Origin of the sequence: Nocardioides sp. JQ2195 (assembly GCF_012272695.1) — a bacterium.
GTDB lineage: Bacteria > Actinomycetota > Actinomycetes > Propionibacteriales > Nocardioidaceae > Nocardioides.
Genome location: NZ_CP050902.1, coordinates 1551864 through 1578502, shown reverse-complemented (window position 1 = coordinate 1578502; position 26639 = coordinate 1551864). Strand labels below are relative to the sequence as shown.

The window sequence follows — 26639 nt, the reverse complement described above, 5'->3', positions numbered from 1 at the left end:
CGAACAGGCTAGCCCTCGCCGGACCAACCTGCAGCACCGACGCACCCGAGGACTCCCCCTGCGGTAGCGTCTGGCTTGTGCATGTCGTGATCATGGGTTGTGGCCGGGTGGGCTCGACGCTTGCCCGGAGCCTCGAGGACCGCAACCACACTGTGTCCATCATTGACAACAATCCCGATGCCTTCCGACGCCTGGGACCGTCGTTCAACGGCGACAAGATCACCGGGTACGGCTTCGACCAGGCGGTCCTGACCAAGGCCGGCATCGGCCGGGCCGACGCCTTCGCCGCCGTCTCCAGCGGTGACAACTCCAACATCATCGCCGCGCGCGTCGCCCGCGAGAGCTTCGGGATCCAGCAGGTGGTCGCGCGGATCTACGACCCCGGTCGGGCCGAGGTCTACCAGCGACTCGGCATCACCACGGTCGCCACGGTCAAGTGGACCGCCGACCAGGTGCTGCGGCGGATCCAGCCGGCCGGCGCCGAGCCAGACTTCCGCGACCCCTCCGGCACGGTCCGGGTGGACCAGATCCCGATCACCGAGCCGTGGATCGGCCACCGCAGCGTCGACTTCCAGCAGCAGGTCAAGGTCCGCATCGCCTGGATCGACCGGCTCGGGGAGGGCATGCTGCCGGGGCGGGAGACCGTCCTCCAGGAGGGCGACCTGCTCCACGTGGTCATGCGCGAGGAGAACGCCGCCGACGCCTATGTCGTGATCGAGAACGGTCCGGAGGACACCAACTGATGCGCGTCGCCATTGCCGGAGCAGGAGCCGTGGGTCGCTCCATCGCCCGAGAACTCATCGACAACGGCCACGAGGTCCTGTTGATCGACAAGAACGCCGCCTCGATCAAGCCGGAGAGCGTCGCGGACGCCGAGTGGCTGCTCGCCGACTCCTGCGAGCTCAGCTCCCTGGAGGAGGCGCGGCTCCAGCAGTGCGACGTGGTCATCGCCGCCACCGGTGACGACAAGGCCAACCTGGTCACCTCACTGCTGGCGAAGACCGAGTTCGGCGTCCCGCGCACGGTCGGTCGGGTCAACCACCCCAACAACGAGTGGCTCTTCACCGAGGCCTGGGGCGTCGACGTCAGCGTGTCGACGCCACGCATCATGTCGGCACTGGTCGAGGAAGCCGTCTCCGTGGGCGACCTCGTGCGACTGTTCACCTTCCGCAAGGGCAACGCGAACCTGGTGGAGATGACCCTCCCGGACGACTCGCCGTACGTCGGCCAGCCGACCGGGCTGGTTCCCTGGCCGGAGAACTGCGCCCTGGTCTCCATCCTGCGCGACGGGCAGGTCTACACCCCCGACGCCGAGCAGCCCCTCGAGTCGGGTGACGAGCTGTTGTTCGTGGTGTCGGCCGAGGTCGAGCGGGAGCTCGAGAAGCTGCTGGCGCCGAACAACAAGCGCTGAGCGCACGCGCGAGTGGGGTGGGCCCGGGTGGCCCGGAAAAGATTCTGGAAGTGGTTTTCCCCAGACCCCCGAAATGGGCTGTTCTCGGGGGTCGGCTGTCGGTGGCGCCTGCTTGACTGAGCTCATGTTGGAAGTTGATGCGGCACTCCACCCGTTCGAGGTCAGTGACCTCGGTGGTGAGGCGCTGCTCGACCTCGTGACGGATGCTCGTCATGCGGAGTGGCGGGCGGGGCGGCGCAAGCTGCGGCTGGCCTACCAGCTCTGCGTGACGAACCCTGCCGGGCCGGGGATCGACCCGGCCACGTGGGGTGACGGGCTGCCGGGGATGGCGGGTGACTACGACGCCACCCTGGGCGGGGAGGGGACCCCGTTGGTGGCCCGGTTCGTGGTCGAGGACTGGGCCGCTGCGTGTGGTGTCTCTCGTGCCGCGGCGCAGCAGTTCCTGGCCAACACCCTCGACCTGCACCACCGCCTGCCCCGCACCCACGCGAGGGTCGAGGGGTTGGAGCTGGAGTCGTGGAAGGCGCTGCGGTTGGCGGAGGACACCCACGACCTGTCCCTGGCGTGCGCCCGCTGGATCGACGCCTTCCTCCACGAGACCGGGCGGTACTCCTGTGCCGCGATGGCGAAGGCCGTCAAGCACGGGGTGGCGAAGTTCCACCCCGACAGGCTGGAGGACGGCAACGGCCTGCGGGGCCGAGATGACTGGGACGTCACCGTCGACCACGAGGCCGGTGCGGAGGGCACCAGCACCCTGGAGGCCATCGGGTCCTCGTTGGACCTGGCGAAGTTCCACGACCTGGTCTGCGACGAGGCCACCACGTTGGGCCGGTTGGGCGACGGCGACAGCCTGGGGCAGCGCAAGGCCAAGGCCTTGGCGGTGATCGCGGACCGTCAGGCCACCTTGGACCTGCTCGGCCTCCTCGACCAGGACCCGCCCGTCCACCCCGACACGGGCAAGGCCGTGGCCCGGCGCAGGTCGTACCTGAAGGCCCGGTTGTTCGTGCACCTGTCGTTGGCGGACCTGGCCACCCTGTGCGCCAGCGCTGCCACCGTGCCACCGGGTGCAGCCGGGGTGGTGGCGACGAACCTGTTCGGTCCGGCGACCACCACCTTGATCGGCGGGTACCTCAAGCAGCTCGGTGCCGATGCCCGGGTGACCCCGGTCATCGACACCACCCGCACCTGGGCGGTCGATGCGCATGACCCACCGACGGCGATGCGGGAGCAGGTGGTTGCCCGGGACCCGCACTGCGTGCATCCCTACTGCGCCCGGGCATCGACCTCGTGCGACCTGGACCACATCGTCGCGTTCGACGACACCGGGCCACCCGGGCAGACCAACCCGGGGAACCTGGCCCCGTTGTGCCGTGGGCACCACGTGTTGAAGACGCACGGCGGGTGGCGCTACCAACGCAACCGGGACGGCACCTATACCTGGACCAACCAGCACGGCCGGAGCTGGTTGGTCACCGACACCGGGACCATCGAGCTCACCGACAATCCCTGAACCGCCCGCGAAACCGAGGCGGTTCGGGAACCCGACAAGAAGCACCGGCCGAACACGCAGCACCACGACAGCAGGCCCACACCAGGGACCATCCGCACCAGGAACCCGGTGACTGGGCCACTGCCACGCCGTGCCGCCCGCGTGCCGCCCGCGCGCCGCCCCGCGTGCCGCCACGCGTGCAGCCAAAGCGTGCAGCCAACGCGTGCAGGTCGTCTCGATGGACGAGCTCGAAACCCGCCGACGTGCGCCGCTCGGGTCAGGTCCCCGCTTCCGGCGCCTCAGGTCCCCGCTTCTGGCGCCTCAGGTCCCCGCTTCTGGCGCCTCAGGTCCCCGCTTCTGGCGCAGTCTCCGGTTCCGGCCCCGGGCCGTCGGCCACAGGCGTCGAGTTCCGGGCCAGCAACCACACCATCAGCGCCAGCGACGCCAGCTGGAGCGGCCAGCCCATGACGATCTTCGCGATGCCGAGCGCGGCGACCGCCGCGTCCGGATCCATCGAACCACTTCTCCCGGCCAGGTACACCGGAGCCTGCACCAACACACGCAACACGCACGGAGCGACCAGCACCCAGGTCAGGCGCGAGCAGAGCTTCACGATCTGGGGGTCCTGTCGCCACGCCGTCGGGTCGCCGGTGACGGAACCGACCATGAAGCCGACCAGGGGCCAGCGGGTCAGGCAGGACAGGGAGAGCACCACTGCATAACCGGTGTTGTAGAGCAGCCCCGGCAGGAAGTAGGCCAGCGCCTGGTCGTTCGCGTCACCACCGGCCTTGGCGGCGCGCAGCGCGAACAGCGCGCCGATGCCGATGCCGATGAGCGCGTTGACCACGAACTGGACCGAGGATCGCTGGATGAGCCTGGCCACCAGCGCCACGAGGGCGGCGCCCACGCTCAGCACCAGCGCCAGCTTGAGGTCCTTCGTGGTCAGAAAGGTGACCGTGAAGATGATGGTGGGAAGGGCAGCCTCGAGCATCCCCCGGCGACCGCCGAGGGCCTTGGAGAGCTGCTGCCGGACGACGGCCTCGACCGAGTCGCTGGTGGGCGGCGCTGCGGCCTGTCCGGTCTCGGGGTCCACGGACTCAGCTGCCTTCACGGGACGAGTTCATAACGAGGGTTGAACATGATGCGGGTGTGCTCCTGGATTCCGATGCACCCCTCGACGGTCAGGGCCCGTCCGGGGTCGATGCCGGTGATGCGACGACGCCCGAGCCAGACGAGGGTGATCACGCCGGTCCCGTCGTACAGCTCTGCCTCGAGCGCCGGGACCCCGCCACGCGGACGGAGCGTCACGGTGCGCAGGCTCCCGGTCAGCCGGATCCGTTCCCGGTCTGGTGCGGAGTCGATCGTGGCCAGACCCGACGTGGCCACGGTCTCGCGCAGGTCCCGCGCATGCTGGTCGGTGCTGTTGGCCCAGCTGCTGATCGCCCTGCGGAGCCGGCTCCGTCCCTTCCCCTCTCCCATGACGGCAGGCTAGTCGACTCGACGCGCCTGCGGGGGCAGACTCAGGGGCAACTGCTCACCGGGCGCCATCGGACCGTCTCCGCGTCGGATCACCATGGATGCGACGGCCTCTTCCCAGGGGCCGGCTTCATCCGGGGCGACCGCGGGACGACCGAGGTAGGTGGCCCGCAGGAACCATCGCGGCCCGTTGAAGCCGACGATGCGCGACGGCTGCTGGCCGGTGGTGCCCTCGGCGGTGCGGACCGTGCGCTGGCAGACCAGCTCGGTGCCGTGGTCGCCCTCGACCTCGGTCGCCGTGCCGCCCTGGCGCGCCGTCTCCGAGGCGATCTGACGACGTACGTCGGACCACAGGTCACCGTTGCGCTGTGCGGCGAACGCCTTGACCTCGACCGCGCCGTTCGGCCCGGCGATCAGCACGCTCTGCACCTCGCGCGACGCCTCGTCGACCTGCAGCCGGAGCTCGAGCCCCTCGGCCGGTGCGATCAGGAGGGATCCGAGGTCGACCCGCTCGACACCGTCGTTCTCGATGTCCACGTCGGACAGGTCGAAGGGACCGGACTGCGTCTCGGCCTCCGCGGTCTCGGTCGCGTCGGAGCCGGTGTCGACGTCGCTCGTGGTGGCATCGGTGGGTGTCGTGTCGGTCTTGGTCTGGGACTTGCGTCCGAACTTCACTGGAAACTCCTCTGGGCATCAGCGGTGGCAAAGCCACCCGTGGAACCGTAGCCCCCTGCTCCACGCGGGGTCTCATCGAGTGCGTCGGTCTCGACGAACTCCACGCGCTCGAACCTCTGCACCACCAGCTGGGCGATGCGGTCCCCGCGCGAGAGACGGACCTCCGTGTGCGGATCGAGATTGATCAGCATCACCTTCACCTCGCCTCGGTAGCCCGCGTCGATGGTGCCGGGGGCGTTGACGATGGACAGTCCGTGGCGTGCCGCCAGTCCGGAGCGCGGGTGCACCAGGCCGACGTGGCCCTCAGGAAGGGCCAGGGCGACCCCGGTCGGCACCAGCTTCCGCTCCCCCGGTTGCAGGGCCACGTCCTGGGTGGTCATCAGGTCGGCGCCGGCGTCACCGGGGTGGGCGTAGGACGGGAGCGGGAGGTCAGGGTCCAGTCGCACGATGCGCACCGACACGGGGGGAACTGCCATGATCCCGACCCTACCTGCGCTGCCCGAGTGCGGGGATGACAGTCTTTCCCTGTGCAGTACGCCGAACGACTCACCGTGCCCCTCCGTTGGTGGGTGCAAGGAACCATGCTCGTCGCGTCCTTCTGGTTCGCGATCGCGGTGGCCGTTCCGTCCGTCCTGGCAGCTGCGCTGGTCAGCGCCGGATTCGGTGCCCTGGTGGCCTTCGGCTTCCTGGCGTACGGCGGAACCCGGATCACCGTCGACGAGCACGAGCTGCGCGTCGGCAAGGCCCACATCGAGCTCGGCTACGTCGGTCACTGCCAGGCGCTCGACCAGGAGAGCACCCGCCGTGTCGCCGGTGTCGACGCGGACGCCCGCGCACACCTCGTGCTGCGCCCCTACCTCAAGCGGTCGGTCCGCGTCACGATCGAGGACCGCAACGACCCCACGCCGTACTGGTTGGTCTCCACCCGCCACCCCGATCGCCTGGCGGCAGCCCTCAACGAAGTCAGCTCCCGCCCGGCCAATGGTGTCCTCTAGTGTGAAAGCTGCATCCCACCCCAGGAGGTTCTGATGTCAGACGGTTCCAAGGCATGGACCGCCATGTCGCTGGTCGCGGCGCTCGGCAGTGCCACGATGGCCAAGAAGGCGCTCAACGGTGGTTGGAAGGCGGCCACGGGCAAGGAGCCCCCGGCCAACCCGGCCGACCCCGACATCGACCTGTGGGAGGCAGTCATGTGGGCCGCGGTCAGCGGCACCTCGGTCGCCATCGTGAAGATGTTGGCCACCCGCAAGGCTGCGAACTACTTCGCCAAGTCCACCGGGCACCTGCCACCCGGCCTGCAGGCCGACGGCCGGACCTCGCCGTCACCCGCTTCCGACGCAGGTGACGTCGCCGGTGCGAGCGTCACTGGCTGATCCGTCCACGACTCGGAGTCGAACCGGAGCCGAACCAGGCCGAACCGGAGTCGAACCCGACTCGAACGAACGAGAGCCGCAACCCGATGGGTTGCGGCTCTCGTTGCGTTCGGTGCGCCCGGGATCAGGCGCAATCCTTGCAGATCAACTTCTTGGCGTCGGCAAGCTGGGACCGGTGGTGCACCAGGAAGCAGCTCATGCAGGTGAACTCGTCGTCCTGACGAGGCTTCACCTCCACGGCGAGCTCCTCGTGGGACAGGTCCGCGCCGGGCAGCTCGAAGGACTCGGCCGCCTCGGCCTCGTCCTCGTCGACCTTGCCCGAGTTCTTGTCGTGGCGGCGAGCCTTGAGCTCTTCAATGCTCGCTTCGCCCTGGTCTTCTTCGTTCTTGCGTGGTGCGTCGTAATCGGTCGCCATCAACTTCTCCAGTCAATCAACTGCGGTCGCGTCGTCGTCTGATGCTGCGTCAGCCCGGCGCCAGATTGTGCACCATCTGACGGGATTCTGCACGCACATTGGACACGACGTGTCCGACCCAACCGACACCGGGGGTGCTCTATTCCCGCCCCGACGCCAAAAAGCCACATTCCTCGACCGCGAGACGGAACCGCCGGAACGTCGCGGAGGGAGCACAGACCAGGGCCTCCTTGCCCGAGCGGCCGACCGTCACCTCGGTGGTGGCACCCGCCTCGCGTGCGATCAGGGCTCCTGCCGCGTGGTCCCACTCGGCGACCCCCTCCTCGACATAGGCGTCGGCGGTTCCCTCGGCCACGTGGCACAGGTCGAGGGCGCAGGATCCGAGGCGACGGATGTCACGCACCCGTGGGAGCAGCTCGGCGACCGCCGCGGCCTGCACCCGACGGGTGTGCTCCTGGTAGTTGAACCCGGTCAGCACCAGGCTCTCCGCCAGCGGCGCCGGCCGACGGACCTCGAGCCGGGTCTCGTCGCGCCAGGCTCCGGAGCCGAGAGCCGCGTGGTGCACCACTCCGGTCGCTGCGTTCGCCACCACTCCCGCAACCACCGTGCCGTCGTGCTCGGCGGCGATGGAGACGGCGTACTGCGGGATGCCGTAGAGGAAGTTCACCGTGCCGTCGATGGGGTCGACGATCCAACGCACCCCCGAGCCACCGCCCTGGCTGCCGCCCTCCTCCCCGAGGAAGGCGTCGTGCGGACGGGCCGTGAGCAGGCGCTCACGGACCAGTGCCTCGCAGTCGCGGTCGACCTCGGTGACCACGTCGACGATGCTGGACTTGGTGGCTGCCACGGACACGCCGTGGGTACGCCGCTCCGCCACGAAGCCGGCAGCCTCCACGGCCACGCTCCGGGCCAGCTCGAGCAGCGCCGGCGCCGAATCCTGCCCCGTCACCCGCTAGTCCAGCCCGCCGAGGGCTGGCAACGGTCCGCGGGGGTTGGCGCAGCAACCGGCCGCGCAGACGTCCCAGCAGGGCGCGAGACCGCCCTCACTGGCGCGGACCACCTCCTCGCCACGTTCGGTGGCGGCACGCTCCAGCAGCAGGTCGCGGACCATCGCCACGAACCGGGGGTCGATGCCGGCCGTGGCCGCGCGGACGAAGGTCAGCCCGAGCTTCTCGGCGGTGGCCGCGGCCTCGGTGTCGAGGTCGTAGACCACCTCCATGTGGTCGGAGATGAAGCCGATCGGAATCACCACGACCGGAGGCCCGTCCTCCGCGGCGAGCGTGGCGAGGTGGTCGTTGACGTCGGGCTCGAGCCACGGGATGTGCGGGGCGCCGGACCGCGAGCAGTAGACCAGCTCGTGCCGGTGGCGGTGGCCGGTCTCGAGGCGCACCCGCTCGACGATCTCCTGCATCACGCTGCGGTGCTGGGCGACGTACGCCCCTCCCTCCGGGCCGCTCGCGTCGTCCATCGAGATGGGGATCGAGTGGGTGACGAAGACGAGGTGGGCGTCCTCGCGCTCCGCGTCCGGCAGCTCCGACAGGGCGGTCAGCGTCGAGTCGACCATCGCGGTGAGGAAGCCCGGGTGGTTGAAGTAGTGGCGCAACCGGTCCAGTCGCGGAGCCCCCTCGACCGCGGCGGCGGCCTCGGCCAGGTTCTCGCGGTACTGGCGGCACCCGGAGTACGACGAGTACGCCGACGTGACGAAGCAGGCGGCGCGGGTCACGCCGTCCGCCTTCATCTCCTCGAGCGCGTCGGTCAGGTAGGGATCCCAGTTGCGGTTGCCCCAGTAGACCGGCAGGTCGATGCCGGCGCCGGCGAGGTCCTCGCGGATGGCGGCCAGGAGCTCACGATTCTGGTCGTTGATCGGAGAGCGGCCACCGAAGCCGAAGTAGTGCTCCCCCACCTCGACCAGTCGCTCGCGGGGGATGCCCCGGCCTCGGGTGACGTTCTCGAGGAACGGGACGACGTCGTCGGCCTTCTCCGGCCCCCCGAACGAGACCAGGAGGAGTGCGTCGTAGGGAAGCGGATCGGGGTGCATGGCACCCATCCTAGGAACCGGCCAAGGAGGGACGGCAGACTGTCCTGGTGTTGTCCTCCTACCGCCGTGTGCTCGCCACCCCGGGCGGTTGGCAGTTCAGCCTCGCCGGGTTCGCCGGCCGGCTCCCGGTCTCGATGGTCAGCCTCGGCATCGTGCTGCTCGTCTCGGCCCACACCGGCTCCTACGGTCTCGCCGGGACCGTCGCGTCGGCGTACCTGCTCGCCAACGCGGTCTTCGCCGTCATCCACGGCCGGTTGGCGGACCGATTCGGCCAGCACCTCGCTCTGCCGGCGGCCCAGCTGCTGTTCACGGTGTCGCTGTCGCTGATGATCTGGGCGGTGCAGGTGGAGGCCTCCCACTGGCTCGTCCACCTGCTCGCCGCTGTCTCCGGCGCCGCACTCCCCCAGGTGGGTGCCTGCGTACGTGCCCGGTGGGCCCACGTGCTGCCCGACAAGCGCTCGGTCCAGACGGCCTTCGCCCTGGAGGCCGTGGTCGACGAAGGAGTGTTCGTCACCGGGCCGACGCTGGCCACCTTTCTCGCCACCGCCTGGCACCCCGTCGCCGGCCTGGTCACCGCGATCACCTGCGGACTCATCGGCACGCTGGTCCTGGCCCTCCAACGCGGCACCCAGCCCCCTGCCCGGAGACAGCGGCCGGTCGAGACCCACCGCGCGCGCATGCCGTGGGCGACGGTCATCCCGCTGGCCATCCTGTGCCTGGCCCTCGGGACCATCTTCGGTGCGGCCGAGGTGATCACCGTGGCCTTCGCCGAGGAGCAGGGCGCCAAGCAGTGGGCCGGCCCGTTGCTCACCGCCTGGGCCCTGGGCAGCCTGACCGCGGGCGTGGCCAGCGGTGTCGTGCCCTGGCGCACACCTCCCGCCACCCGCGCCATGTGGGGCACCGTGGCCCTGGCGCTGACCATGGCGCCACTGCCGTTCGTCGACTCGATGTGGGTGATGGCCGGACTCCTGCTGCTCAGCGGCATGGCCATCGCCCCCACCCTGATCGCCACCATGTCAGCGACCGAGGAGGCCGTTCCGGCCTCGCGGGTCACGGAGGGCATGTCGATCCTGCAGACGGGCATGGGCATCGGCATCGCGCCCGGTGCGGCCATCGCCGGGCTGGTGATCGACGCACACGGCGCCTCACCGGCCTACCTCGTGCCGCTGGCAGCCGGTCTCCTGGGCGCCGCCGCTGCAGCGTCGAGCCGACGGCCAGTAACCTCCTCGACATGACGCAATGGCGCAACTGGTCTGGCCTCGAGTCCGCGACGCCCAGCGACGTCCTGACGCCGACGACCCCTGCCGACGTGGTCGACGCGGTCACCGAGGCAGCGGAACGAGGCAGCCCGGTGAAGATGGTCGGCACCGGCCACAGCTTCACGTCGATCTCCGCGCCCGAGGGCGTCATGCTGCGCCCGGACGCCCTCGCCGGCATCCTCGACGTCGACCGTGACGCGATGACGGTGACCGCGCTGGCCGGCACTCCCCTCCACGTGCTCAACACCGAGCTGGCCCGCCTCGGGCTGTCGCTGCACAACATGGGCGACATCCACGAGCAGACCCTCGCTGGGGCGACCAGCACCGGCACGCACGGCACCGGCGGGCTCAAGGCATCGCTCTCCGCCCAGGTGTCCGGGCTCGAGCTGGTGACCGGCGACGGTTCCGTGATCAATGCCTCGGCGACCCAGAACCCCGATGTCTTCGCGGCCGCACGACTCGGCCTCGGGGCACTCGGCATCCTCACCCAGCTCACCTTCGACGTCGAACCCCTCGGGGTGCTCCTCGCCCACGAGCAGCCGATGCTGTGGGACGAGGCACTCGAGCGCTACGGCGAGTTCGTCGCGGAGAGCCACCACTGCGACATGTACTGGTTCCCGCACACCGACCGGATGCAGGTCAAGCGCAACTACCGCCAGGACCTGGCACCCGCTGATGCGGAGCCGCTCTCCCGCTTCAGGGCGTGGCTCGACGACGACTTCCTGGCCAACACCGCCTTCGGCGCGATCAACGCCATCGGCAACCGGGTGCCATCCCTGGTGCCGCGGTTCAACGAGATGTCGGGCCGGCTGCTGTCGGAGCGCAGCTACAGCGACATCCCCTACAAGGTGTTCACCTCACCGCGTCGCGTGGTCTTCCGCGAGATGGAGTACGCCGTCCCACGCGAGGTCGGACTGGCCGCGCTGCGCGAGGTGCGCAGGCTGATCGAGGCCTCCGACTGGCGGATCAGCTTCCCGGTCGAGATCCGGATGACGCCGGCCGACGACCTCACGCTCGGCACTTCCACCGGACGCGAATCGATCTACCTCGCCTTCCACGTCAACCAGCACACCGACCACACGGCGTACTTCCGTGGGGTCGAGGAGATCCTGACGTCCTACGACGGCCGCCCGCACTGGGGCAAGGTGCACACCCGAACCGCCGCCGACCTCGCCCCGACGTACCCGCGTTGGCAGGAGTTCCTCGACCTGCGTGACCGGCTCGACCCGAACCGGCTCTTCGCCAACTCCTACCTGGAGCGCGTGCTCGGCAACTGATCCCGTCGCGTCGCCGACCCCGGCAGCAGCACGTGCCGGTTGATCGATGGAAGGGCGATCAGACGCTGGAGGAGCCCGTCGGCATCGGCGCCTGCCAGTTGCGCCGGAGCGCCACGAGCCGCCAGACCAGGCAGAGGCCGCCCCCGGCGACGGCCACCAACCAGATCGGCTGCTCGAACCAGTGCAGCGTCGCCACCACGGCGGCCCCCGCCAGGGCCGGGGTCGCGTAGAGCTCCCCGCGGAAGACCACCGGCACCCGGCCGGCCAGCAGGTCACGGGCCATGCCGCCACCGATGCCGGTGACCATGCCCATCAGCGCGGCCGGCGCCGGCCCCACGCCGTACTCCATCGCCTTGGTCGCACCCGTGACGCAGAAGAGGGCCAACCCGAACGCGTCGAAGACGTGCACGTAGGACTCCATCCGACCCAGAGCCGGGTGGAACACGAAGGTGATCAGCCCCGCACCGACCGGGACCAGGAGGTAGCGCCAGTCCGTCAGCGCGGCCGGAGGGGTCGCATCGATCAGCACGTCGCGCAGGAAGCCTCCGCCGAGCCCGGTGGTGCCCGCCAGCACGAGGACGCCGAAGAGGTCCAACTCCTTGCGGACGGCGACCAGGGCTCCCGAGATCGCGAACACGAAGATGCCGAGCAGGTCGAACGTGACGAGAAGCGGCATCGACGACATGGGGCGGAGTGTAGTGCGGGTCCAGCAGCCGATGCTGGCGTAGGCTCAGCGCGAAACCGGACACGGACGAACACAGATGACAGGACCACCGATGTTGCACCTCACGCTCGCAGGGTTGAGCGCGGACAACAAACGCCTGCTCCTGGTCAGCGACACCGGTGAGGAATACAGCCTCACCATCGACCGACACCTCCGGGCCGCCCTGCGCGGCGAGCATGCTCGACTCGGCCAGTTGGAGATTCAGATGGAAAGCACCCTCCGTCCGCGCGACATCCAGACCCGCATCCGCGCTGGGGAGTCGCCGGAGTCCGTGGCACAGGCGGCGCAGACAACCGTCGAGAAGATCCTGCCGTTCGCCAATCCGGTGCTGGCCGAACGCGCCCACATCGCCCAGCGCGCCCAACGTGCCTCCGTGCGCCGCAAGGCCGGCGACCAGGGTGCCCGCACCCTCGGTGAGGCCGTGGCCGCCCAGCTGAGCCCGTTGGGAGTCTCCACCGAGGTGGTCGAATGGGACTCCTGGCGACGTGAGGACGGCCGCTGGGCCCTGACCGGCGACTACACCGTCGGCAAGCGCAAGGGCTCCGCGAAGTTCGCCTTCGACGCCCCGGGCAACTACGTCACCGTCGAGAACGACGACGCACGGTGGTTGGTCGGCGAGCAGGTCTCCGGTTCAGCCAAGCCCGAGCGACGAGACGACCTGAAGCAGGCCCGCCAGCGTCGGCTGAGCGCGGTCCCGGAGGACGAGCTGCCCCTGGGTGACGATGCGATCGAGATCGCCAACGAGACCGCAGCGCCCCAGCACGAGGTCCCGCGCGACCGGGCCGCGACCGACCGGACGGCGACTGACCCGACTGCGGCCGACGCCGGCTCGCACACGGCGGACGAGGAGTCGACGGTCGACCTGACCGAGACCGCCGAGCGGGTTCGTGCCCCGGAAGCCGATGAGGAGCCGGCTCTCTCACCCACGCCCGAGCCGCTCGCCGAGACCCCCGACGACGCCGAGGCACCGTCGTCGTCGAAGGACAGCGACGACGACCGCGCTGCCGCCGCGCAGGAGGTGACCGAGCCCAAGCCTGCCCGCAAGCCGGCTCGCAAGAAGGGCCGCGCCTCCGTGCCGAGCTGGGACGAGATCATGTTCGGCGGCGGCAAGCAGGACTAGCCGCGCCCTGATCCCCGGATGCGGTTGAGACACTTAGCCACGGCCCCACCCGGATCCGTCAGTTTGCGACTACTCTCGCGCCATGTCGTATTTTGTGACCGGCGCCACGGGTTTCATCGGCCGCTTCTTCGTCGAGGAGCTCCTCGAGAACCGCGAGGGCGACATCTTCGTCCTGTGCCGTGCCTCCTCCCTGCCCCGCATGGAACGGCTCATCGCGAGATGGGGCTCGGACCGTGTGCAGCCCGTCATCGGTGACCTCGGCTCACCTGACCTCGGGGTCGACCCGCAGTGGATCGCCGAGCACGTGGGCAGCATCGAGCACTTCTTCCACCTCGCCGCGATCTATGACATGACCGCGGACGACTCGACCAACGACGCGATGAACGTCGAGGGCACCCGCTACGCACTCTCCCTGGCCGCCACCCTGGAGGTCGGGTGCTTCCACCAGGTCTCCTCCGTCGCGGCAGCCGGCAGCTACCACGGGGCCTTCGACGAGACCATGTTCGACGAGGGCCAGACGCTGCCCTCGCCCTACCACCGCACGAAGTTCGAGTCCGAGAAGCTGGTCCGGGAGTCCGGCCTGCCGTGGCGCGTCTATCGACCTGCCATCGTCGTCGGGCACTCCGAGACCGGGGCGATGGACAAGGTGGACGGCCCCTACTACCTCTTCCCCGTCCTGAAGCGACTGCGCGACGCGTTGCCGTCCTGGTTGCCGTTGGTGGGCATCGACCTCGGGGACACCAACGTGGTCCCGGTCGACTACGTCGCCAAGGCGATGGATCATCTGGCGCACGTGCCGGGCCACGACAACAAAGCGTTCCACCTGGTCAACCCCGAGCCGCAGCCGGTCGTGGAGATGCTCAACGCCTTCTGCAGTGCGGCCGGCGCGCCCCAGTTCGCCCAACCCCTGGACCGGTCGGTCACGTCGCGCCCGTTCAGTGGCCTCCCCCGGTCGCTGCGGCCCATGTCGCTGGCCAATGCCGCGATCCGCAGCACGCCCATGCAGCTGGTGCTCGGCCAGACCGTGGGGCGAGCCGGGATTCCTCCGGAGGTGTTGGCGCACACCTCGTTCGAGCCGACCTTCGACTCCCGGCGCACCGAGCAGGCCCTGGCCGGCTCGGGCATCTCGGTCCCGGTGCTGGAGTCCTACTCGCGGTTGCTGTGGAACTACTGGGAGGAGAACCTCGACCAGACCACGGGGCGCGACCCGGAGACTCGCAAGGCCCTGGCCGGCAAGCACGTCGTGATCACCGGCGCCTCCTCCGGCATCGGACAGGTCACCGCCCTCAAGGTGGCCCAGGCCGGCGGCATCCCGGTGCTGGTGGCGCGGGGCAAGGAGAAGCTGGAGGACCTTCGCCTGACCATCGAGATGCGCGGCGGAACGGCCCATGTGTTCCCCTGCGACCTGTCCGACCTCGAGGCCATCGACACGTTGTGCGAGCAGCTGAGCACCGAGCTGCCCAGCATCGACTTCCTGGTCAACAACGCCGGACGCTCCATCCGTCGGTCGATCAAGCTCAGCCACGACCGGTTCCACGACTTCGAGCGCACCATGCAGCTCAACTACTTCGGCGCCATCCGACTGATCATGGGCCTGTTCCCGACGATGCGGGAGCAGAGGCGGTCCCACATCGTCAACATCAGCTCGATCGGCGTCCAGACCAACCCCCCGCGCTTCTCGGCGTACGTCGCCTCGAAGGCAGCGCTCGACGCGTGGAGCAACGTGGTGGCCTCCGAGGTCGTCGGCGACGGCATCACCTTCACCAGCATCCACATGCCGCTGGTGAAGACGCCGATGATCGCCCCGACCAAGCTCTACGACAAGTTCCCCACCATCTCACCGGCCCAGGCCGCGGACGTGGTGATCAAGGCACTCGTCGAGAGACCGCACGAGGTCAACACCGCGCTCGGCAACGCCGGCGCGGTCGCCCACACCGTGGCACCGAAGGCGGCGTTCCGGTTGCTGAACATGGCCTACCACGTGTTCCCCGACTCCGCCGCCGCCCGGGGCGACGAGGACGGCAAGCGCGAGAGCGAGCAGATCCTCCTGGCCCGCCTCTTCAAGGGCGTGCACTGGTGAGCGGCGCCTGAGCCCGATGTCGTGGGTCCCACGCAGGGCCCGCGTGGACCTGCACGGTGACCGACCGCTGCGCCTCAGCCGGTCTCGACCGGCCGGTTCGGGTCGGTGATCCACCCGCTCCACGATCCCGGGTAGAGCGCAGCCGGGACGCCGATCACCTCGAGGGCGAGCACGTCGTGGGCTGCGGTGACCCCGGAGCCGCAGTAGGCGGCCACGGTCGCGTCCCGAGACGCACCGACCCCGGCATAGAGCTCACCCAGCTCGTGCGGGTCACGGAAGTGGCCGTGGTCGTCGAGGTTGCGGTCGGTCGGCACGTTCACTGCTCCCGGGATGTGACCGGCGACGGGATCGACCGGTTCCTGCTCGCCCCGGTAGCGCTCGGGCGCCCGGGCGTCGATCAGCACGTCCACCCCGGTCACCGACTCCGCATCGACCACGGGCATGGAGCCCGGCTCACCGGTGAAATCGCCGGGCTGGCACGAGACACCGCCGTTCTCCTGCTCGCCTCCGGCGGCAACCCAGGCTGCCCACCCGCCGTCGAGGACCCGCACGTCCTGGTGCCCGTGGTGCCGGAGCAGCCACCAGGCCCGGGCGGCAGCGTGGCCGGACCAGTCGTCGTACGCCACGACCGGACGCCGGTTGCTGACCCCCGCCCGTCGCATCGCCTCGACGAAGACGTCGGCGTCAGGCAAGGGGTGCCGGCCGCCCTCGCCAGCGGGCGCGGCGAGGTCCAGGTCGAGGTCGACGTACGCCGCGCCCGGGATGTGCCCGGCCTCGTGCTGGGTGCGTCCCGTCGGATCACCCATGCGGTAACGGACGTCCAGCACGGTGACGTCAGCGAGGACTCGTTGCAGCTCTGGGACGGAGATCAGTGGGCCGGTCATGGGTCCATCGTGCCCGCTGCGGCGCGCGGTGCCCAGCGTCCCCGGCCACGGCTCGCGTGGCATCATTGCGCCCCGTGGCTGAACTTCACTTCTTCACCGGGACCATGGACTCGGGCAAGAGCACCTTGGCGCTCCAGACGAACCACAACCACGCGGCGAGGGGCCGGATCGGCCGGATCTTCACCACCCACGACCGGGCCGGCGAGGCACTGTTGTCCTCGCGCCTCGGGCTGACCCACCAGGCCCTCGAGGTCACCGCCGACTTCGACTTCTGGAAGTACGTCGTCGACACCCTCACCCAGGGTGGGCGCATCGACTACCTGATCTGCGACGAGGCCCAGTTCTACACACCGGAGCAGATCGACCAGCTCGCCAAGGTCACCGACGAGCTCCAGATCGACGTGTTCGCCTTCGGGATCCTCACGGACTTCCGCTCGCGACTGTTCCCCGGCAGTGCCCGGCTGGTGGAGCTGGCCGACCGGATGAACGTGCTCCAGGTCGAGGCGCTCTGCTGGTGCGGCAAGCGAGCCACCCACAACGCCCGCACCGAGAACGGCGCCATGGTCACCGAGGGTGATGTCGTCGTGGTCGGCGACGTCGAGGAGCGGGACGCCGAGCCTGCCGAGGTGTCCTACGAGGTGTTGTGCCGTCAGCACCACCGCCGCAAGCTCACCTCGGCCCGGGCCAAGGCCGTCTCGCTCGCCCCCGACCCGCTGCCCTTCGGCTGACCGGGCCCGTCCCAACGGCCCCGGGCACCCGGGGGAGACGGGCAGGGCCCGAGGAACGGCGGGATCAGTCGACGATGATCGGGATGGTCATCTCGTCGGGGGTCAGGGAGCCGTGCAACCCGACCAAGGTGTTCTCGTAGGCGAAGTCGCGGGTCGAGACCACCGCGGTGTCACCGTGGCAGGCGACCATGACGTCGCCGAGCCGTGCGCGGACCCGCGACTCGACCGGGCCGAGCCAGCCACGCTCGATCACCTCGTCACGGGTGAGGACGCTGGCCCGGTCGCCGAGCACCTCCTGCCAGGTGGTCACCACGTCGGCCACGGCTCCGGGGCGGCAGTAGAGGTGGCGGAACCGGGCCTCGCCACCCATCAGCGCGAGGCCGTCACGCAGCTGCAGGCGGTCATCGACGTCCACTCGCGAGGACTGGGGACTGTCGACCATGCCGTGGTCGGCGACCACCACGAGGCGCACGGAGCCGGGCAACGCCTCCCGCATCCGCTCGGCCGCGTCGTCGATGGCGGAGAGCTCCTGCAGCCACTCGCGCGAAGCGATGCCGTGCTTGTGGCCGGTGTGGTCGAGGTCGCCGTCGTAGACATAGGTCAGCGAGGGCGATCGGCCCGCCGCGTCGAGCACGCCGGCCAGTCGTTCCGCCACGTTGTCCGCACCCACGAAGTTCGCGCCACGATGACCGGAGCGGGTCAGGCCCGAGTTCACGAACGCGCGTCGGTTCACCGCGGTCACGTGCACGCCGGCCGATGACAGGTGGTCGAACGCCGTCGGGTGGGGTTGCCACTCGACGGGGTCGACGTCCTGGTCCCAGAACAGGTGGTTGAGCAACGTGTCGGTGCCCGGGACCCGAGCGGTGAACCCCACCAGGCCGTGCTGCCCGGGCGTCAGCCCGGTGCCCAGCGACGTGAGCGACGTGGCCGTGGTCGACGGCACCCCGGCCGTGCCCGGGGTCGCCGCGATCTCCGAGAGGTACGGCGCGGCGTGGGCGTAGCGCTCGAGGAGTCGCTGCCCGAGCCCGTCCACGAGGAAGACGACGTAGCCGCTGGCCTCCGGGAGGGTGAGGGCGGAAGGCAGCGCGCCGAGTGGTGAACCCAGGGCAGCGGCGACCGCCGGAACCACGTCGCCGAGTGAGCGACTTCCGTAGGCGGGCTCGACGAACCCCGCGTTCACGACGCCGCGTTGGGGTGTGTGGCCGCAGAGAGGCTGGCCGCGAACTCCAGCAGCGAGGTGACCGCGTCGTGGCCCTCAGCCGCAGCAGACACCCGGAGCGAGAAGTCGTCCGAGGCCAACATGCCGGTGTAGCCGTGGTCGGCCTCGCACTGGGGGTCGGCGCAGGCGGCGGGCTCGAGGTCGATGCGACCGACGCCACCCCACCCGACCGTCAGCACGGCCTCAGCGGCAGGCTGCGGACCCGACGTCGGGTTGGCGACCATGCGGGTCACCACGACCGACCGCACCGACGAGAGCGAGATCGCCTCGGTGGAGGTCGAGGTGTAGGGCTGGGGCAGCAGGTCGTCGCCAGCGTGCTCATCGGTGTGGGCCAGGATCAGGCGGCTGGCCGTCAGCACCACGACCGTGATGTGCCGGCGCACTTCGTCCCGCTCGATGGTCGGCTCATGGTGCACGTAGAAGGCGGTCACCGACTCCCCGGCCACTGCGTCGGAGACACCGCTGGTGACCACGTCGGGGTAGTAGCCGGTCCGGTCGATGGCGGCACGCAGGGCAGCGAACGTGTCGGAGGGGTCGGTCAGGCCTCGGTTGCGCATGGCACGAGTCTGTCACGACGCGTCGAAGCACCGGCATCGTGATCCACAGCAGCACCTGCTCAGTCGGGGATGGTGTCCTCGACCTGTGCGTTGAGGCGGCGGACGAACCAGTCCGAGCGCAGGTCCGCCACCGGCTCGACGCGGGCGTGTGCCGAGAGCACGGTGGACGCGGCGGCACCGGCCAGCACCAACGACAGGTCGATCGATCGCAGCTGCGGGAAGTCGTTCTTGAGGCGGGCGACGAGCTGGATCAGCTGCTCGACCCGGTCCACGTCGACGACTTCACTGCCGCGGTAGCCGAACAGCATCGGCGAGCTCTTGATCTCGCGGGTCATGGCCCGGGCATCGTGCTCGCTCAGCGGCGGGATGCGGTAGGCCTTGTCGCCCACCAGCTCGGTCAGCGGGCCGGAGATCCCGAAGGACACCACAGGGCCGAACAGGGGGTCCTCGACGGCCGCGATGGCGACCGGGACCCCCGGCGGGGCAGACTTCTGCACGACGAAGCCGGCGCTCTCAGGGTCGGTGATCAGCTCCGACAACGACGCGAAGCCTTCGCGCATGTCCTCTTCGTCGTCGATGTTGCGCCACACGTGGGCCAGGTCGGGGCGGTTGCGCAGGTGCTCGGCGGTGGCCTTCAGGATCACGTCCCATCCCAGCTCCACCGCGGCCGCGACCGCTTCGTCGGCATTGCGCACTGCTCGCGGTTCCCAGAGGTCGATGCCGTAGGCACCGAGGAGCGCGTGCAGCTCGTGGAAGTCGAGGTCACGACCCTCGGGGTGCTGCATGAGGATCGTGTTGATCAGCTTCTTCGCGCTCAGGACGTCGACCTCGCCGCGCTCGTCACTCCCCGACTGGGGAGTGCGCAACCACATCGCGTACTCCACGACGTGGGCCAGGGCACGGACAGCAGACTCCACGGCCGGGTAGGAGGGCACGGAGCCTCGTCCTGCGGTCGACCCGGCGACGTCCGGGACCCGGAGCAGCTCGGGGACGCCCTCGGAGCCGAGGAACGTCGAGACCAGTGGCTTGTCGGACTGCTCCCCCACGGCCGCGAGGACGTTGGCGACCTCCTCGCCGCTCACGTTGAGCGGTGGGATGTAGACCGCGACCACGGAGTCGACGTCGGGGTCGTCGATGGCGGCGTCGAGGGCGTCCTCGAAGTCCTCGGCTGTGGCGTTGGCGCCGAGGGCCACCGACTTGCTCACCACCAGGCCCACGGAGGCGGCCGCGTCGGTGGCGAGGAGCCCGAGTGCGTCGGAGTTGCCCACGACGGCCACCCGGCGCCCGTTCGGCAGCTGCTGGTGGGCCAGCAGCTGGGCGACGTCGAACATCTCCTCGAGGGTGTCGACCTGCATGATGCCGGCCTGGCGGAACATGGCGTCGACTGCCTGCTGCGGTGCGGCGATGCTGCGCACGGAGTGGCCCATCGGCACGCCCTGGGTCGTGCGCCCGGAACGGACGGCGACGATCGGCTTGCGCCGCGAGACGCGACGCGAGATGCGGGAGAACTTGCGCGGATTTCCGATCGACTCCAGGTAGAGCAGGACGACCTCGGTGGTGTCGTCCTCCTCCCAGTACTGGAGGAGGTCGTTGCCCGAGACGTCGGCACGGTTGCCCGCGCTCACGAAGGTGGACAGCCCCAGTCCGCGCTTGTCGACCTTCTCGAGGATGGCCGAGCCGAGCGCACCGGACTGGCAGAAGAACCCGGCTCGACCACGCGGGGGCATCAGGCCGGACAAGGAGGCGTTGAGGGAGACCTCCGGGTCGGTGTTGATCACGCCGAGGCAGTTGGGACCGATCAGCCGCAGGCCGTAGGAGCGGGCCAGCCCGACCAGCTTGCGCTGCCGACGACGCCCCTCGTCGCCGGTCTCGGCAAAGCCCGAGGAGATCACGATCATGCCGTGGACGCCCTTGGCCGCGCAGTCGAGGACGACGTCCTGCACCGCGTTGGCCGGCACCGCGACGATGGCCACGTCGACCTCACCGGGGATCTCCGTCACCGAGGAGTACGCCGGTAGGCCGGACACCGGGTCGGAGTTGGGGTTGACTGCGTGCACGACACCGGTGAAGTCAGCCGTGATCAGGTTGCGCACCAGCGCCTGCCCGATGGTGTCCTGGCGGCGACTGGCGCCGACCACGGCGACGGACCGTGCGTTGAAGAACTTCTCGATCGAGGCCGACTCGGCCCGGTGCTCGCGGTTCTCCATGACCCCGATCGCGGTGGTCGTCGGGTCGATGTCGAAGGCGAGGCTCATCACGCCGTCCTCGAAGCCCCCGGCCACGTGGTAGCCGGCGTCCTTGAAGGTGGTGATCATCCGGCGGTTGTCGGGCAGCACCTCGGCGACGAACCGTTCGATGCCCAGCTCACGACCAGCCTGCGCGAGGTGCTCGAGGAGCACCTGTGCGATCCCACGGCCGTGGTGGCGGTCCTCCACGAGGAAGGCCACCTCGGCCTCACCGGGCTTGATCAGGTCGAAGCGGCCGACGGCGATCATCTGGTCGGCCAGGACCATCACGAACGCGACCCGGGCGATGTGGTCGACGTTGGTGAACCGCTCGATGTCCTTGTTGGACAACGTCGGCATCGGTGAGAAGAACCGGTAGTACTTCGACTGGTCGGAGACCCGGGAGTAGAACTCCACGAGCAGCTCCGCGTCGTCGGGCCGGATCGGGCGGATGTGGGCCGTGCTCCCGTCGATCAGCAGCACGTCGGCGGACCAGTGCCTGGGCGGCACGGGCGTGGTGTTGCTCGCTGGACTCACACCCCGAAATCTAGCCTGTCGCCGAAGTGTTGTCCGGCCCAGGCTCCCACGGTCGATGTGTGGATCCGGGCACAGGCGGCGAGCCCCCGCGCGTTTCCTTGGGCCGACGGGGAACAATGCGCCCCATGGCTCGCCGTACGACGCAACCGCCCCTGCCCGAAGACTTCGAGGAACACATCCTCGACATCGATGTCGGCGACGAGATGCGCGCCTCGTTCCTCGAGTACGCCTACTCGGTCATCTACTCCCGGGCCCTGCCCGACGCCCGGGACGGCCTCAAGCCGGTCCAGCGACGCATCCTCCACACGATGAACGACATGGGCCTGCGCCCCGACCGCGGTCACGTCAAGAGCGCCCGGGTGGTGGGTGAGGTGATGGGTCGCCTCCACCCCCACGGTGACTCGGCGATCTATGACGCCCTGGTCCGGATGGCACAACCCTGGTCGATGCGCCTGCCGTTCATCGACGGGCACGGCAACTTCGGTTCGCCCGACGACTCCCCCGCCGCCATGCGCTACACCGAGTGCCGGATGGCGCCGGCCGCGTTGGCGATGACCACCTCCATCGACGAGGACACCGTCGACTTCAAGCCCAACTACGACTCCCGCGAGCAGGAGCCGTCGGTGCTACCGGCCGCCATCCCCAACCTGATCGTCAACGGCACCACGGGCATCGCGGTCGGCATGGCGACCAACATCGCACCGCACAACCTCATCGAGGTCGTGCAGGCGTTGCGTCACCTGATCACGCACCCGAAGGCCACGGTGGATGACCTGATGCGGTTCATCCCCGGTCCCGACCTGCCCACCGGCGGCAAGATCGTCGGCCTCGACGGCATCCGCGACGCCTACGAGACCGGTCGCGGCACCTTCAGGATGCGGGCCACTGCCCGCATCGAGAACGTCACGCCCCGCAAGAAGGGCATCGTGGTCACGGAGCTGCCGTACGGCGTCGGCACCGAGAAGATCATCGAGCGGATCAAGACCCTGGTGCAGACCAAGAAGCTCCAGGGGATCTCCGACATCAAGGACCTCACCGACCGCGAGAAGGGCCTCAACCTCGTCATCGAGGTCAAGAACGGCATCAACCCCGAGGCCCTGCTCGAACAGCTCTATCGCCAGACCCCGATGGAGGACTCCTTCGGCATCAACACCGTCGCGCTCGTCGACGGACAGCCGCGGACCCTCGGGCTCAAGGAGCTGCTCGAGGTCTTCCTCGGCCACCGCTTCGACGTCGTTCGCCGACGCACTGTGTTCCGCCGCGGCAAGGCGGCCGACCGACTGCACCTCGTCGACGGCCTGCTGATCGCCATCCTCGACATCGACGAGGTGATCCAGGTGATCCGCGGCTCCGACAACGCTGCCGCAGCGAAGGAACGCCTGATCGAGATCTTCGAGCTCTCCGAGATCCAGGCCGACTACATCCTCGACATGCCCCTGCGCCGGCTGACCAGGTTCAGCAAGCTGGAGCTGGAGAAGGAGCAGGACGAGCTGCGACGGACGATCGAGGAGCTCGACGCGATCCTGGCCGACGAGAAGCTGCTCCGCAAGGTCGTCTCCGACGAGCTGGCCGAGGTGGCCAAGACCTACGGCACGCCTCGCCGCACGGTCCTGCTGGAGTCGTCCGGCGTCACCGCCAAGACCACCCAGCCCCTCGAGGTCGCCGACGACCCGTGCCTGGTCTATCTCTCCTCGACGGGCCTGCTGGCGCGCACCAATGACGCCAGCGCGCCGGGCACCGGTGGCGGCCGGTCCAAGCACGACGTCATCGTCTCCGCCGTCCACAGCACGGCACGCGGCGAGGTCGGCGTCCTGACCAGCCGCGGGCGGGTCATCCGTCTGGGCGTGCTGGAGCTGCCGACCCTGCCCCCCACGGCGAACCACCCCCACCTCAGCGGCGGCCTGCCGCTCAGTGAGTTCGTCCAGCTCGAGAGCGGCGAACAGGTCCTCGGCCTCACGTCGCTGAGGGCAGACGGCCCGGGCCTTGCCGTGGGCACCCGGGACGGCATCGTGAAGCGGGTGAATCCCGACGTCCCGAACCGGGACGACTGGGACTTCATCTCGCTCAAGGACGGCGACGAGGTGGTCGGCGCCGTCGAGCTCACCGACGAGGACGTCGACCTGTGCTTCATCACCAGCGACGGGCAGCTGCTCCACTTCGCGGCCGACCTGGTCCGCCCCCAGGGCCGTGCCGGCGGCGGCGTGGCCGGCATCCGCATCAGCGACGACCAGCGTGCCGTGTGGTTCGGCATCGTGTCGGGAGATGCCGTCGTGGTGACGGCCTCCGGCTCGAGCACCGCCCTCCCGGGCACCGAGGCCGGTGCCGTGAAGGTCACCCCGTTCACCGAGTACCCCTCCAAGGGCCGTGGCACCGGCGGCGTGCGGTGCCACCGCTTCCTCCGGGGCGAGGACACCCTGGTCCTGGCCTGGGCCGGGCCTGCTCCGGCCCGAGCGGCCGCGGCAAGTGGCGCCGCTGTCGACCTGCCCGAGGCCACGGGGCGCCGCGACGGCTCCGGCGTACCGTCTGCGCAACCCATCGCTGCCTGTGCCGGTCCTGTTGCCGCGCGGTTTGACTCCGACTCCCCTGTGGAAGGCTGAGCCCATGCTGAAGACCCGACGCGCGTTCACCGCGACCGCCCTCGTCGCCACGCTCGCCCTCGCTGGCTGCTCCGGTGACGACAACGGTGACCCGATCAGCAAGGACAACTCGCCCGAGGAGGCCCTTGCCCTTGCCAAGAAGACCCTCGACGAGACGTCCGGTGTCCACCTGGAGCTGCGGTCCGAGGGCTTGCCCGACGGTGTCTCCGGGGTCACCGACGCCGAGGGGATCGCCGTCCACCCGGCGGGCTTCGACGGCACGGTCACCGCATCCCGAAGCGGCCTGACCGTGGACGTCGACGTCGTTGCTGTCGACGGCAAGGTCTGGATGAACATCCTCGGTGCCGGCTTCGAGGAGGAGAACCCCGCCGACTACGGCGCGCCCGACCCGGCCCTGCTGATCGCCACCGAGGGCGGCATCTCCGACCTGCTGCTCGAGACCGAGGACCTCGAGCAGGGCAAGGACGTCCGTGGCGGGTCCAACAACGACGAGGTGCTGACCGAGTACACCGGCACCCTCTCCGGCGACCAGGTCACCCGGATCATCCCGAGCGCCTCCGGCGACTTCGACGTGACCTACCAGGTCAGCTCCGACGAAGAGCTGCGCGAGGTCGAGGTCAGCGGCAAGTTCTACCCCGACGTCGACTCGATGACCTACACCATCAGCTTCGACAGGTACGGCGACTACGACGAGTCCGACGTCCAGGCTCCCTGAGGTCCTCGTGTCGATGCCCGCAGTGGCCTCCGGCAGGGCTCGTCTGCTGCTGGTCCTTGCCTCGATCGCCGTGGCCTTCGCCGCCGCCGACACCTATGTCGTCGTGCTGGCGCTGCCGGAGATGATGGGGACCGCCAAGATCCCCATCGCGGAGCTCCAACGAGCTGCTCCGATCATCTCGGGCTTCCTGCTGGGCTACGTGGCGATGCTTCCGCTGATCGGTCGCATCGCCGACCTGCGCGGGAGGGTGCCGGTCCTGGTGATGTCGCTGGTGGTCTTCGCCATCGGCTCACTGATCACCGCCCTGGCCTACGACCTGCCCAGCATGGTCAGCGGGCGATTCCTGCAGGGCGTCGGAGGCGGTGGCCTGGTGCCGGCGACCCTCGCCCTGGTGGCCGACATCTACCCCGCGGAGCGACGTGGTCTGCCCCTGGGCGTGGTGTCCGGGGTCCAGGAGCTCGGCAGCGTCCTCGGGCCACTGTTCGGTGCCCTCGTGCTCGCCTTCGCCCCCTGGCAGTTCATCTTCGGGATCAATCTGGTTGCCGGTGTGCTGCTGGCCCTGGCCATCCGCGCCGCTGCCGGCGCCCACCCCGCGCAGGAGGACTCCGCTCCCCCGGGTCGACCGGACTGGATCGGCATGCTCGCCGCGGTGGTCGCCCTCGGGGCAGCCGTGGTCACGATGATGCGGCCCGGCGCGCTGCAGCGCGACCTCACGTGGGGCCAGCTCTTCATCCCCTACACCGGCGACGGGCGTTGGCTGACCCCGATCGGAGTCATCGCGATGGGAGCCGGCCTGGTCCTGCTGCTGCGCTGCACCTTCGCGCGCAGGCCGTGGGTCGACCTACGTGCGTGGATGCGTCACCTCATCGACGCGGACCTGGTCGGTGCGCTGCTGCTCGCGGTGGCGCTGGGCGGGGTCATCCTGGCCTTCGCCACGGCCGACCCCGAGGTGCAGGTCTTCTCCGAGCGCGGACCGTGGTTCCTGCTCGGCTCGGCCGTGGCCACGTTCGCCTTCATCGTGCACCTGCGCCGCGCCGAGCGACCCTTGATCCCGCGCGGTGCGATCAACGCGCAGCCGGCCTGGGGATCGCTGCTGGTCAGCTTCTTCATCGGTGCTGCCCTGATCGCCGCGCTGATCGACATCCCGATCTTCGCGCGCACGACCGTCCACCGCGACTCACAGCTGCTCGCTGCCCTGGTGCTGCTCAGGTTCCTGGTGGCGCTGCCGATCGGCGCCGTGATCGGCGGCCTGCTCACCCGCCGCTGGCCCTCGGGTGTGGTGACCGCACTCGGCATGCTCGCGGCGGCGGCCGGCTTCGTGCTGATGACCCGCTGGGACGAGCATGCGCTGGAGCACCCGAGCTCCACCATCGCCCTGGTCCTGGCCGGCTTCGGATTCGGACTCGCACTGGCCCCGGTCAACGCCGCCCTGCTGGCCAGCACTGCTGACTCCGTGCACGGTGTCGCCGCCGCACTGGTGGTGGTGGCCCGGATGATCGGCATGCTGGTCGGCATCTCGGCGCTGACCACGATCGGCGTGCGGTGGTTCTACCAGGCCAACGTGGACTGTCTCGACACCCACCCCGGCAAGACGTCCTTCTGTGGCACCCAGGCCGCCCTTGCCCAGGAGCACACCGTGTTCTTCGGCGCCGCCGTCTGTGCCCTGGTCGCTGCCGTCCTGGCGCTGTGGCTGTTCCGCGGCGCGGCAACGCGTGGTCTGGAGACCCGCGAGCTCCTCCGCGCCGCCGGCTGACGAACCGCCACCGCCGCTCCTTGCTGCGCGAACGGGCAACTCTTGCTGCGCGAACAGGCACTTCTTGTTGTCCACGGAGCGACCCTG

Annotated in this window: 25 protein-coding genes; 13 read left to right on the top strand and 12 right to left on the bottom strand. The window is 69.7% G+C overall.

All coding sequences use genetic code 11. The annotated features are described in order from the left end of the window. Positions 1-77: 77 nt before the first annotated feature. The 3 genes from ncot_RS07505 (at position 78) to ncot_RS07495 (ending at position 2921) form a co-directional block, all read left to right on the top strand. The gene (locus tag ncot_RS07505) at positions 78-743 is read left to right on the top strand and encodes a TrkA family potassium uptake protein (RefSeq protein WP_168617048.1); all 666 of its coding nucleotides are present in this window, start codon (positions 78-80) and stop codon (positions 741-743) included. After that, positions 743-1411: a TrkA family potassium uptake protein gene (locus ncot_RS07500; RefSeq protein ID WP_168617047.1), complete on the top strand. Its 669-nt coding sequence runs from the start codon at positions 743-745 to the stop codon at positions 1409-1411. Before ncot_RS07505 ends, ncot_RS07500 begins: the two co-directional genes overlap by 1 nt. A gap of 124 nt (positions 1412-1535) precedes the next feature. Then, on the top strand, positions 1536-2921 hold the full coding sequence (locus ncot_RS07495) for an HNH endonuclease signature motif containing protein (RefSeq protein ID WP_168617046.1): 1386 nt from the start codon (positions 1536-1538) through the stop codon (positions 2919-2921). Between the two features lie 322 nt (positions 2922-3243). Here the strand turns inward: ncot_RS07495 and ncot_RS07490 are convergent, their stop codons facing one another. From ncot_RS07490 to dut, 4 genes are read right to left on the bottom strand one after another with little or no spacing between them, the layout of a single operon-like run. Next, positions 3244-4011: a DUF3159 domain-containing protein gene (locus tag ncot_RS07490; protein WP_168617045.1), complete on the bottom strand. Its 768-nt coding sequence runs from the start codon at positions 4009-4011 to the stop codon at positions 3244-3246. Further along, entirely contained in the window at positions 4008-4379 is a 372-nt protein-coding gene (locus tag ncot_RS07485) for an OB-fold nucleic acid binding domain-containing protein (protein WP_206065204.1), read from the bottom strand. Before ncot_RS07485 ends, ncot_RS07490 begins: the two co-directional genes overlap by 4 nt. A 9-nt stretch (positions 4380-4388) precedes the next feature. After that, positions 4389-5051, bottom strand: a complete 663-nt coding sequence (locus ncot_RS07480; RefSeq protein WP_168617044.1) for a DUF3710 domain-containing protein — start codon at positions 5049-5051, stop codon at positions 4389-4391. Next, complete coding sequence (gene dut / locus ncot_RS07475) at positions 5048-5527, bottom strand: dUTP diphosphatase (RefSeq protein ID WP_168617043.1); 480 nt, start codon at positions 5525-5527, stop codon at positions 5048-5050. The genes ncot_RS07480 and dut overlap by 4 nt, the downstream gene beginning before the upstream one ends. Positions 5528-5578: 51 nt before the next feature. Between dut and ncot_RS07470 the strand changes: the two genes are divergently transcribed. Together ncot_RS07470 and ncot_RS07465 are read left to right on the top strand one after the other, a co-directional pair. Further along, complete coding sequence (locus ncot_RS07470) at positions 5579-6046, top strand: DUF3093 domain-containing protein (RefSeq protein ID WP_168617042.1); 468 nt, start codon at positions 5579-5581, stop codon at positions 6044-6046. 33 nt (positions 6047-6079) lie between these two features. Beyond that, positions 6080-6424, top strand: a complete 345-nt coding sequence (locus tag ncot_RS07465) for a DUF4235 domain-containing protein (RefSeq protein WP_168617041.1) — start codon at positions 6080-6082, stop codon at positions 6422-6424. A 124-nt stretch (positions 6425-6548) separates the two neighbouring features. Here ncot_RS07465 and ncot_RS07460 read toward each other — a convergent pair whose 3' ends face one another. The 3 genes from ncot_RS07460 to ncot_RS07450 all read right to left on the bottom strand — a co-directional run bounded on the left by ncot_RS07460 (position 6549) and on the right by ncot_RS07450 (position 8877). Further along, complete coding sequence (locus ncot_RS07460) at positions 6549-6839, bottom strand: DUF4193 domain-containing protein (RefSeq protein ID WP_168617040.1); 291 nt, start codon at positions 6837-6839, stop codon at positions 6549-6551. Positions 6840-6978: 139 nt separating this feature from the next. Next, a complete protein-coding gene (locus ncot_RS07455; protein WP_168617039.1) occupies positions 6979-7788 on the bottom strand; it encodes an inositol monophosphatase family protein in 810 nt (269 codons plus the stop codon). A gap of 3 nt (positions 7789-7791) precedes the next feature. After that, on the bottom strand, positions 7792-8877 hold the full coding sequence (locus ncot_RS07450; RefSeq protein WP_168617038.1) for a ferrochelatase: 1086 nt from the start codon (positions 8875-8877) through the stop codon (positions 7792-7794). A 47-nt stretch (positions 8878-8924) separates the two neighbouring features. Between ncot_RS07450 and ncot_RS07445 the strand changes: the two genes are divergently transcribed. Beyond that, positions 8925-10112 carry an MFS transporter gene (locus tag ncot_RS07445; protein ID WP_168617037.1) on the top strand — a complete coding sequence of 396 codons (1188 nt, stop codon included), beginning with the start codon at positions 8925-8927 and terminating at the stop codon, positions 10110-10112. Then, complete coding sequence (locus ncot_RS07440; protein ID WP_168617036.1) at positions 10109-11413, top strand: D-arabinono-1,4-lactone oxidase; 1305 nt, start codon at positions 10109-10111, stop codon at positions 11411-11413. Before ncot_RS07445 ends, ncot_RS07440 begins: the two co-directional genes overlap by 4 nt. Before the next feature lie 58 nt (positions 11414-11471). On the opposite strand, the gene ncot_RS07435 is transcribed toward ncot_RS07440, so the two are convergent. Beyond that, positions 11472-12098 (bottom strand): trimeric intracellular cation channel family protein, encoded by a 627-nt coding sequence (locus ncot_RS07435; protein ID WP_168617035.1) that lies wholly within the window; start codon positions 12096-12098, stop codon positions 11472-11474. A gap of 91 nt (positions 12099-12189) precedes the next feature. Between ncot_RS07435 and sepH the strand changes: the two genes are divergently transcribed. Beyond that, a complete protein-coding gene (gene sepH, locus ncot_RS07430) occupies positions 12190-13257 on the top strand; it encodes a septation protein SepH (RefSeq protein WP_206065202.1) in 1068 nt (355 codons plus the stop codon). Between the two features lie 82 nt (positions 13258-13339). After that, complete coding sequence (locus tag ncot_RS07425) at positions 13340-15337, top strand: SDR family oxidoreductase (RefSeq protein ID WP_168617033.1); 1998 nt, start codon at positions 13340-13342, stop codon at positions 15335-15337. A 74-nt stretch (positions 15338-15411) separates the two neighbouring features. Here ncot_RS07425 and ncot_RS07420 read toward each other — a convergent pair whose 3' ends face one another. After that, positions 15412-16221: a sulfurtransferase gene (locus ncot_RS07420; protein WP_168617032.1), complete on the bottom strand. Its 810-nt coding sequence runs from the start codon at positions 16219-16221 to the stop codon at positions 15412-15414. 74 nt (positions 16222-16295) lie between these two features. On the opposite strand from ncot_RS07420, the gene ncot_RS07415 reads away from it, so the two are divergent. Beyond that, positions 16296-16949 carry a thymidine kinase gene (locus ncot_RS07415; protein WP_168617031.1) on the top strand — a complete coding sequence of 218 codons (654 nt, stop codon included), beginning with the start codon at positions 16296-16298 and terminating at the stop codon, positions 16947-16949. Positions 16950-17013: 64 nt separating this feature from the next. Here ncot_RS07415 and ncot_RS07410 read toward each other — a convergent pair whose 3' ends face one another. From ncot_RS07410 to ncot_RS07400, 3 genes are read right to left on the bottom strand one after another with little or no spacing between them, the layout of a single operon-like run. Next, complete coding sequence (locus ncot_RS07410) at positions 17014-18129, bottom strand: nucleotide pyrophosphatase/phosphodiesterase family protein (protein WP_168617030.1); 1116 nt, start codon at positions 18127-18129, stop codon at positions 17014-17016. Next, positions 18126-18725, bottom strand: coding sequence for a DUF5998 family protein (locus ncot_RS07405; RefSeq protein ID WP_168617029.1), 600 nt, complete (start codon positions 18723-18725; stop codon positions 18126-18128). The genes ncot_RS07410 and ncot_RS07405 overlap by 4 nt, the downstream gene beginning before the upstream one ends. Positions 18726-18784: 59 nt before the next feature. Continuing rightward, complete coding sequence (locus ncot_RS07400; RefSeq protein WP_168617028.1) at positions 18785-21487, bottom strand: GNAT family N-acetyltransferase; 2703 nt, start codon at positions 21485-21487, stop codon at positions 18785-18787. 125 nt (positions 21488-21612) lie between these two features. Between ncot_RS07400 and ncot_RS07395 the strand changes: the two genes are divergently transcribed. Genes ncot_RS07395 through ncot_RS07385 form a run of 3 tightly spaced genes read left to right on the top strand, consistent with a single transcriptional unit; the run spans position 21613 to position 26552 of the window. After that, positions 21613-24084, top strand: coding sequence for a DNA topoisomerase (ATP-hydrolyzing) (locus ncot_RS07395; RefSeq protein ID WP_168617027.1), 2472 nt, complete (start codon positions 21613-21615; stop codon positions 24082-24084). A gap of 4 nt (positions 24085-24088) precedes the next feature. Beyond that, positions 24089-24799, top strand: coding sequence for an LppX_LprAFG lipoprotein (locus tag ncot_RS07390; protein ID WP_168617026.1), 711 nt, complete (start codon positions 24089-24091; stop codon positions 24797-24799). A 13-nt stretch (positions 24800-24812) separates the two neighbouring features. Next, a complete protein-coding gene (locus ncot_RS07385) occupies positions 24813-26552 on the top strand; it encodes an MFS transporter (RefSeq protein ID WP_168617025.1) in 1740 nt (579 codons plus the stop codon). Positions 26553-26639 lie beyond the last annotated feature (87 nt).

Coding starts and splice junctions, on each gene's coding strand:
- ncot_RS07500 (WP_168617047.1), top strand. CDS start 743: ATGCGCGTCGCCATTGCCGGAGCAGGAGCCGTGGGTCGCTCCATCGCC.
- ncot_RS07495 (WP_168617046.1), top strand. CDS start 1,536: ATGTTGGAAGTTGATGCGGCACTCCACCCGTTCGAGGTCAGTGACCTC.
- ncot_RS07485 (WP_206065204.1), bottom strand. CDS start 4,379: ATGGGAGAGGGGAAGGGACGGAGCCGGCTCCGCAGGGCGATCAGCAGC.
- dut (WP_168617043.1), bottom strand. CDS start 5,527: ATGGCAGTTCCCCCCGTGTCGGTGCGCATCGTGCGACTGGACCCTGAC.
- ncot_RS07465 (WP_168617041.1), top strand. CDS start 6,080: ATGTCAGACGGTTCCAAGGCATGGACCGCCATGTCGCTGGTCGCGGCG.
- ncot_RS07460 (WP_168617040.1), bottom strand. CDS start 6,839: ATGGCGACCGATTACGACGCACCACGCAAGAACGAAGAAGACCAGGGC.
- ncot_RS07450 (WP_168617038.1), bottom strand. CDS start 8,877: ATGCACCCCGATCCGCTTCCCTACGACGCACTCCTCCTGGTCTCGTTC.
- ncot_RS07440 (WP_168617036.1), top strand. CDS start 10,109: ATGACGCAATGGCGCAACTGGTCTGGCCTCGAGTCCGCGACGCCCAGC.
- ncot_RS07435 (WP_168617035.1), bottom strand. CDS start 12,098: ATGTCGTCGATGCCGCTTCTCGTCACGTTCGACCTGCTCGGCATCTTC.
- sepH (WP_206065202.1), top strand. CDS start 12,190: ATGTTGCACCTCACGCTCGCAGGGTTGAGCGCGGACAACAAACGCCTG.
- ncot_RS07425 (WP_168617033.1), top strand. CDS start 13,340: ATGTCGTATTTTGTGACCGGCGCCACGGGTTTCATCGGCCGCTTCTTC.
- ncot_RS07420 (WP_168617032.1), bottom strand. CDS start 16,221: ATGACCGGCCCACTGATCTCCGTCCCAGAGCTGCAACGAGTCCTCGCT.
- ncot_RS07405 (WP_168617029.1), bottom strand. CDS start 18,725: ATGCGCAACCGAGGCCTGACCGACCCCTCCGACACGTTCGCTGCCCTG.
- ncot_RS07395 (WP_168617027.1), top strand. CDS start 21,613: ATGGCTCGCCGTACGACGCAACCGCCCCTGCCCGAAGACTTCGAGGAA.
- ncot_RS07390 (WP_168617026.1), top strand. CDS start 24,089: ATGCTGAAGACCCGACGCGCGTTCACCGCGACCGCCCTCGTCGCCACG.
- ncot_RS07385 (WP_168617025.1), top strand. CDS start 24,813: ATGCCCGCAGTGGCCTCCGGCAGGGCTCGTCTGCTGCTGGTCCTTGCC.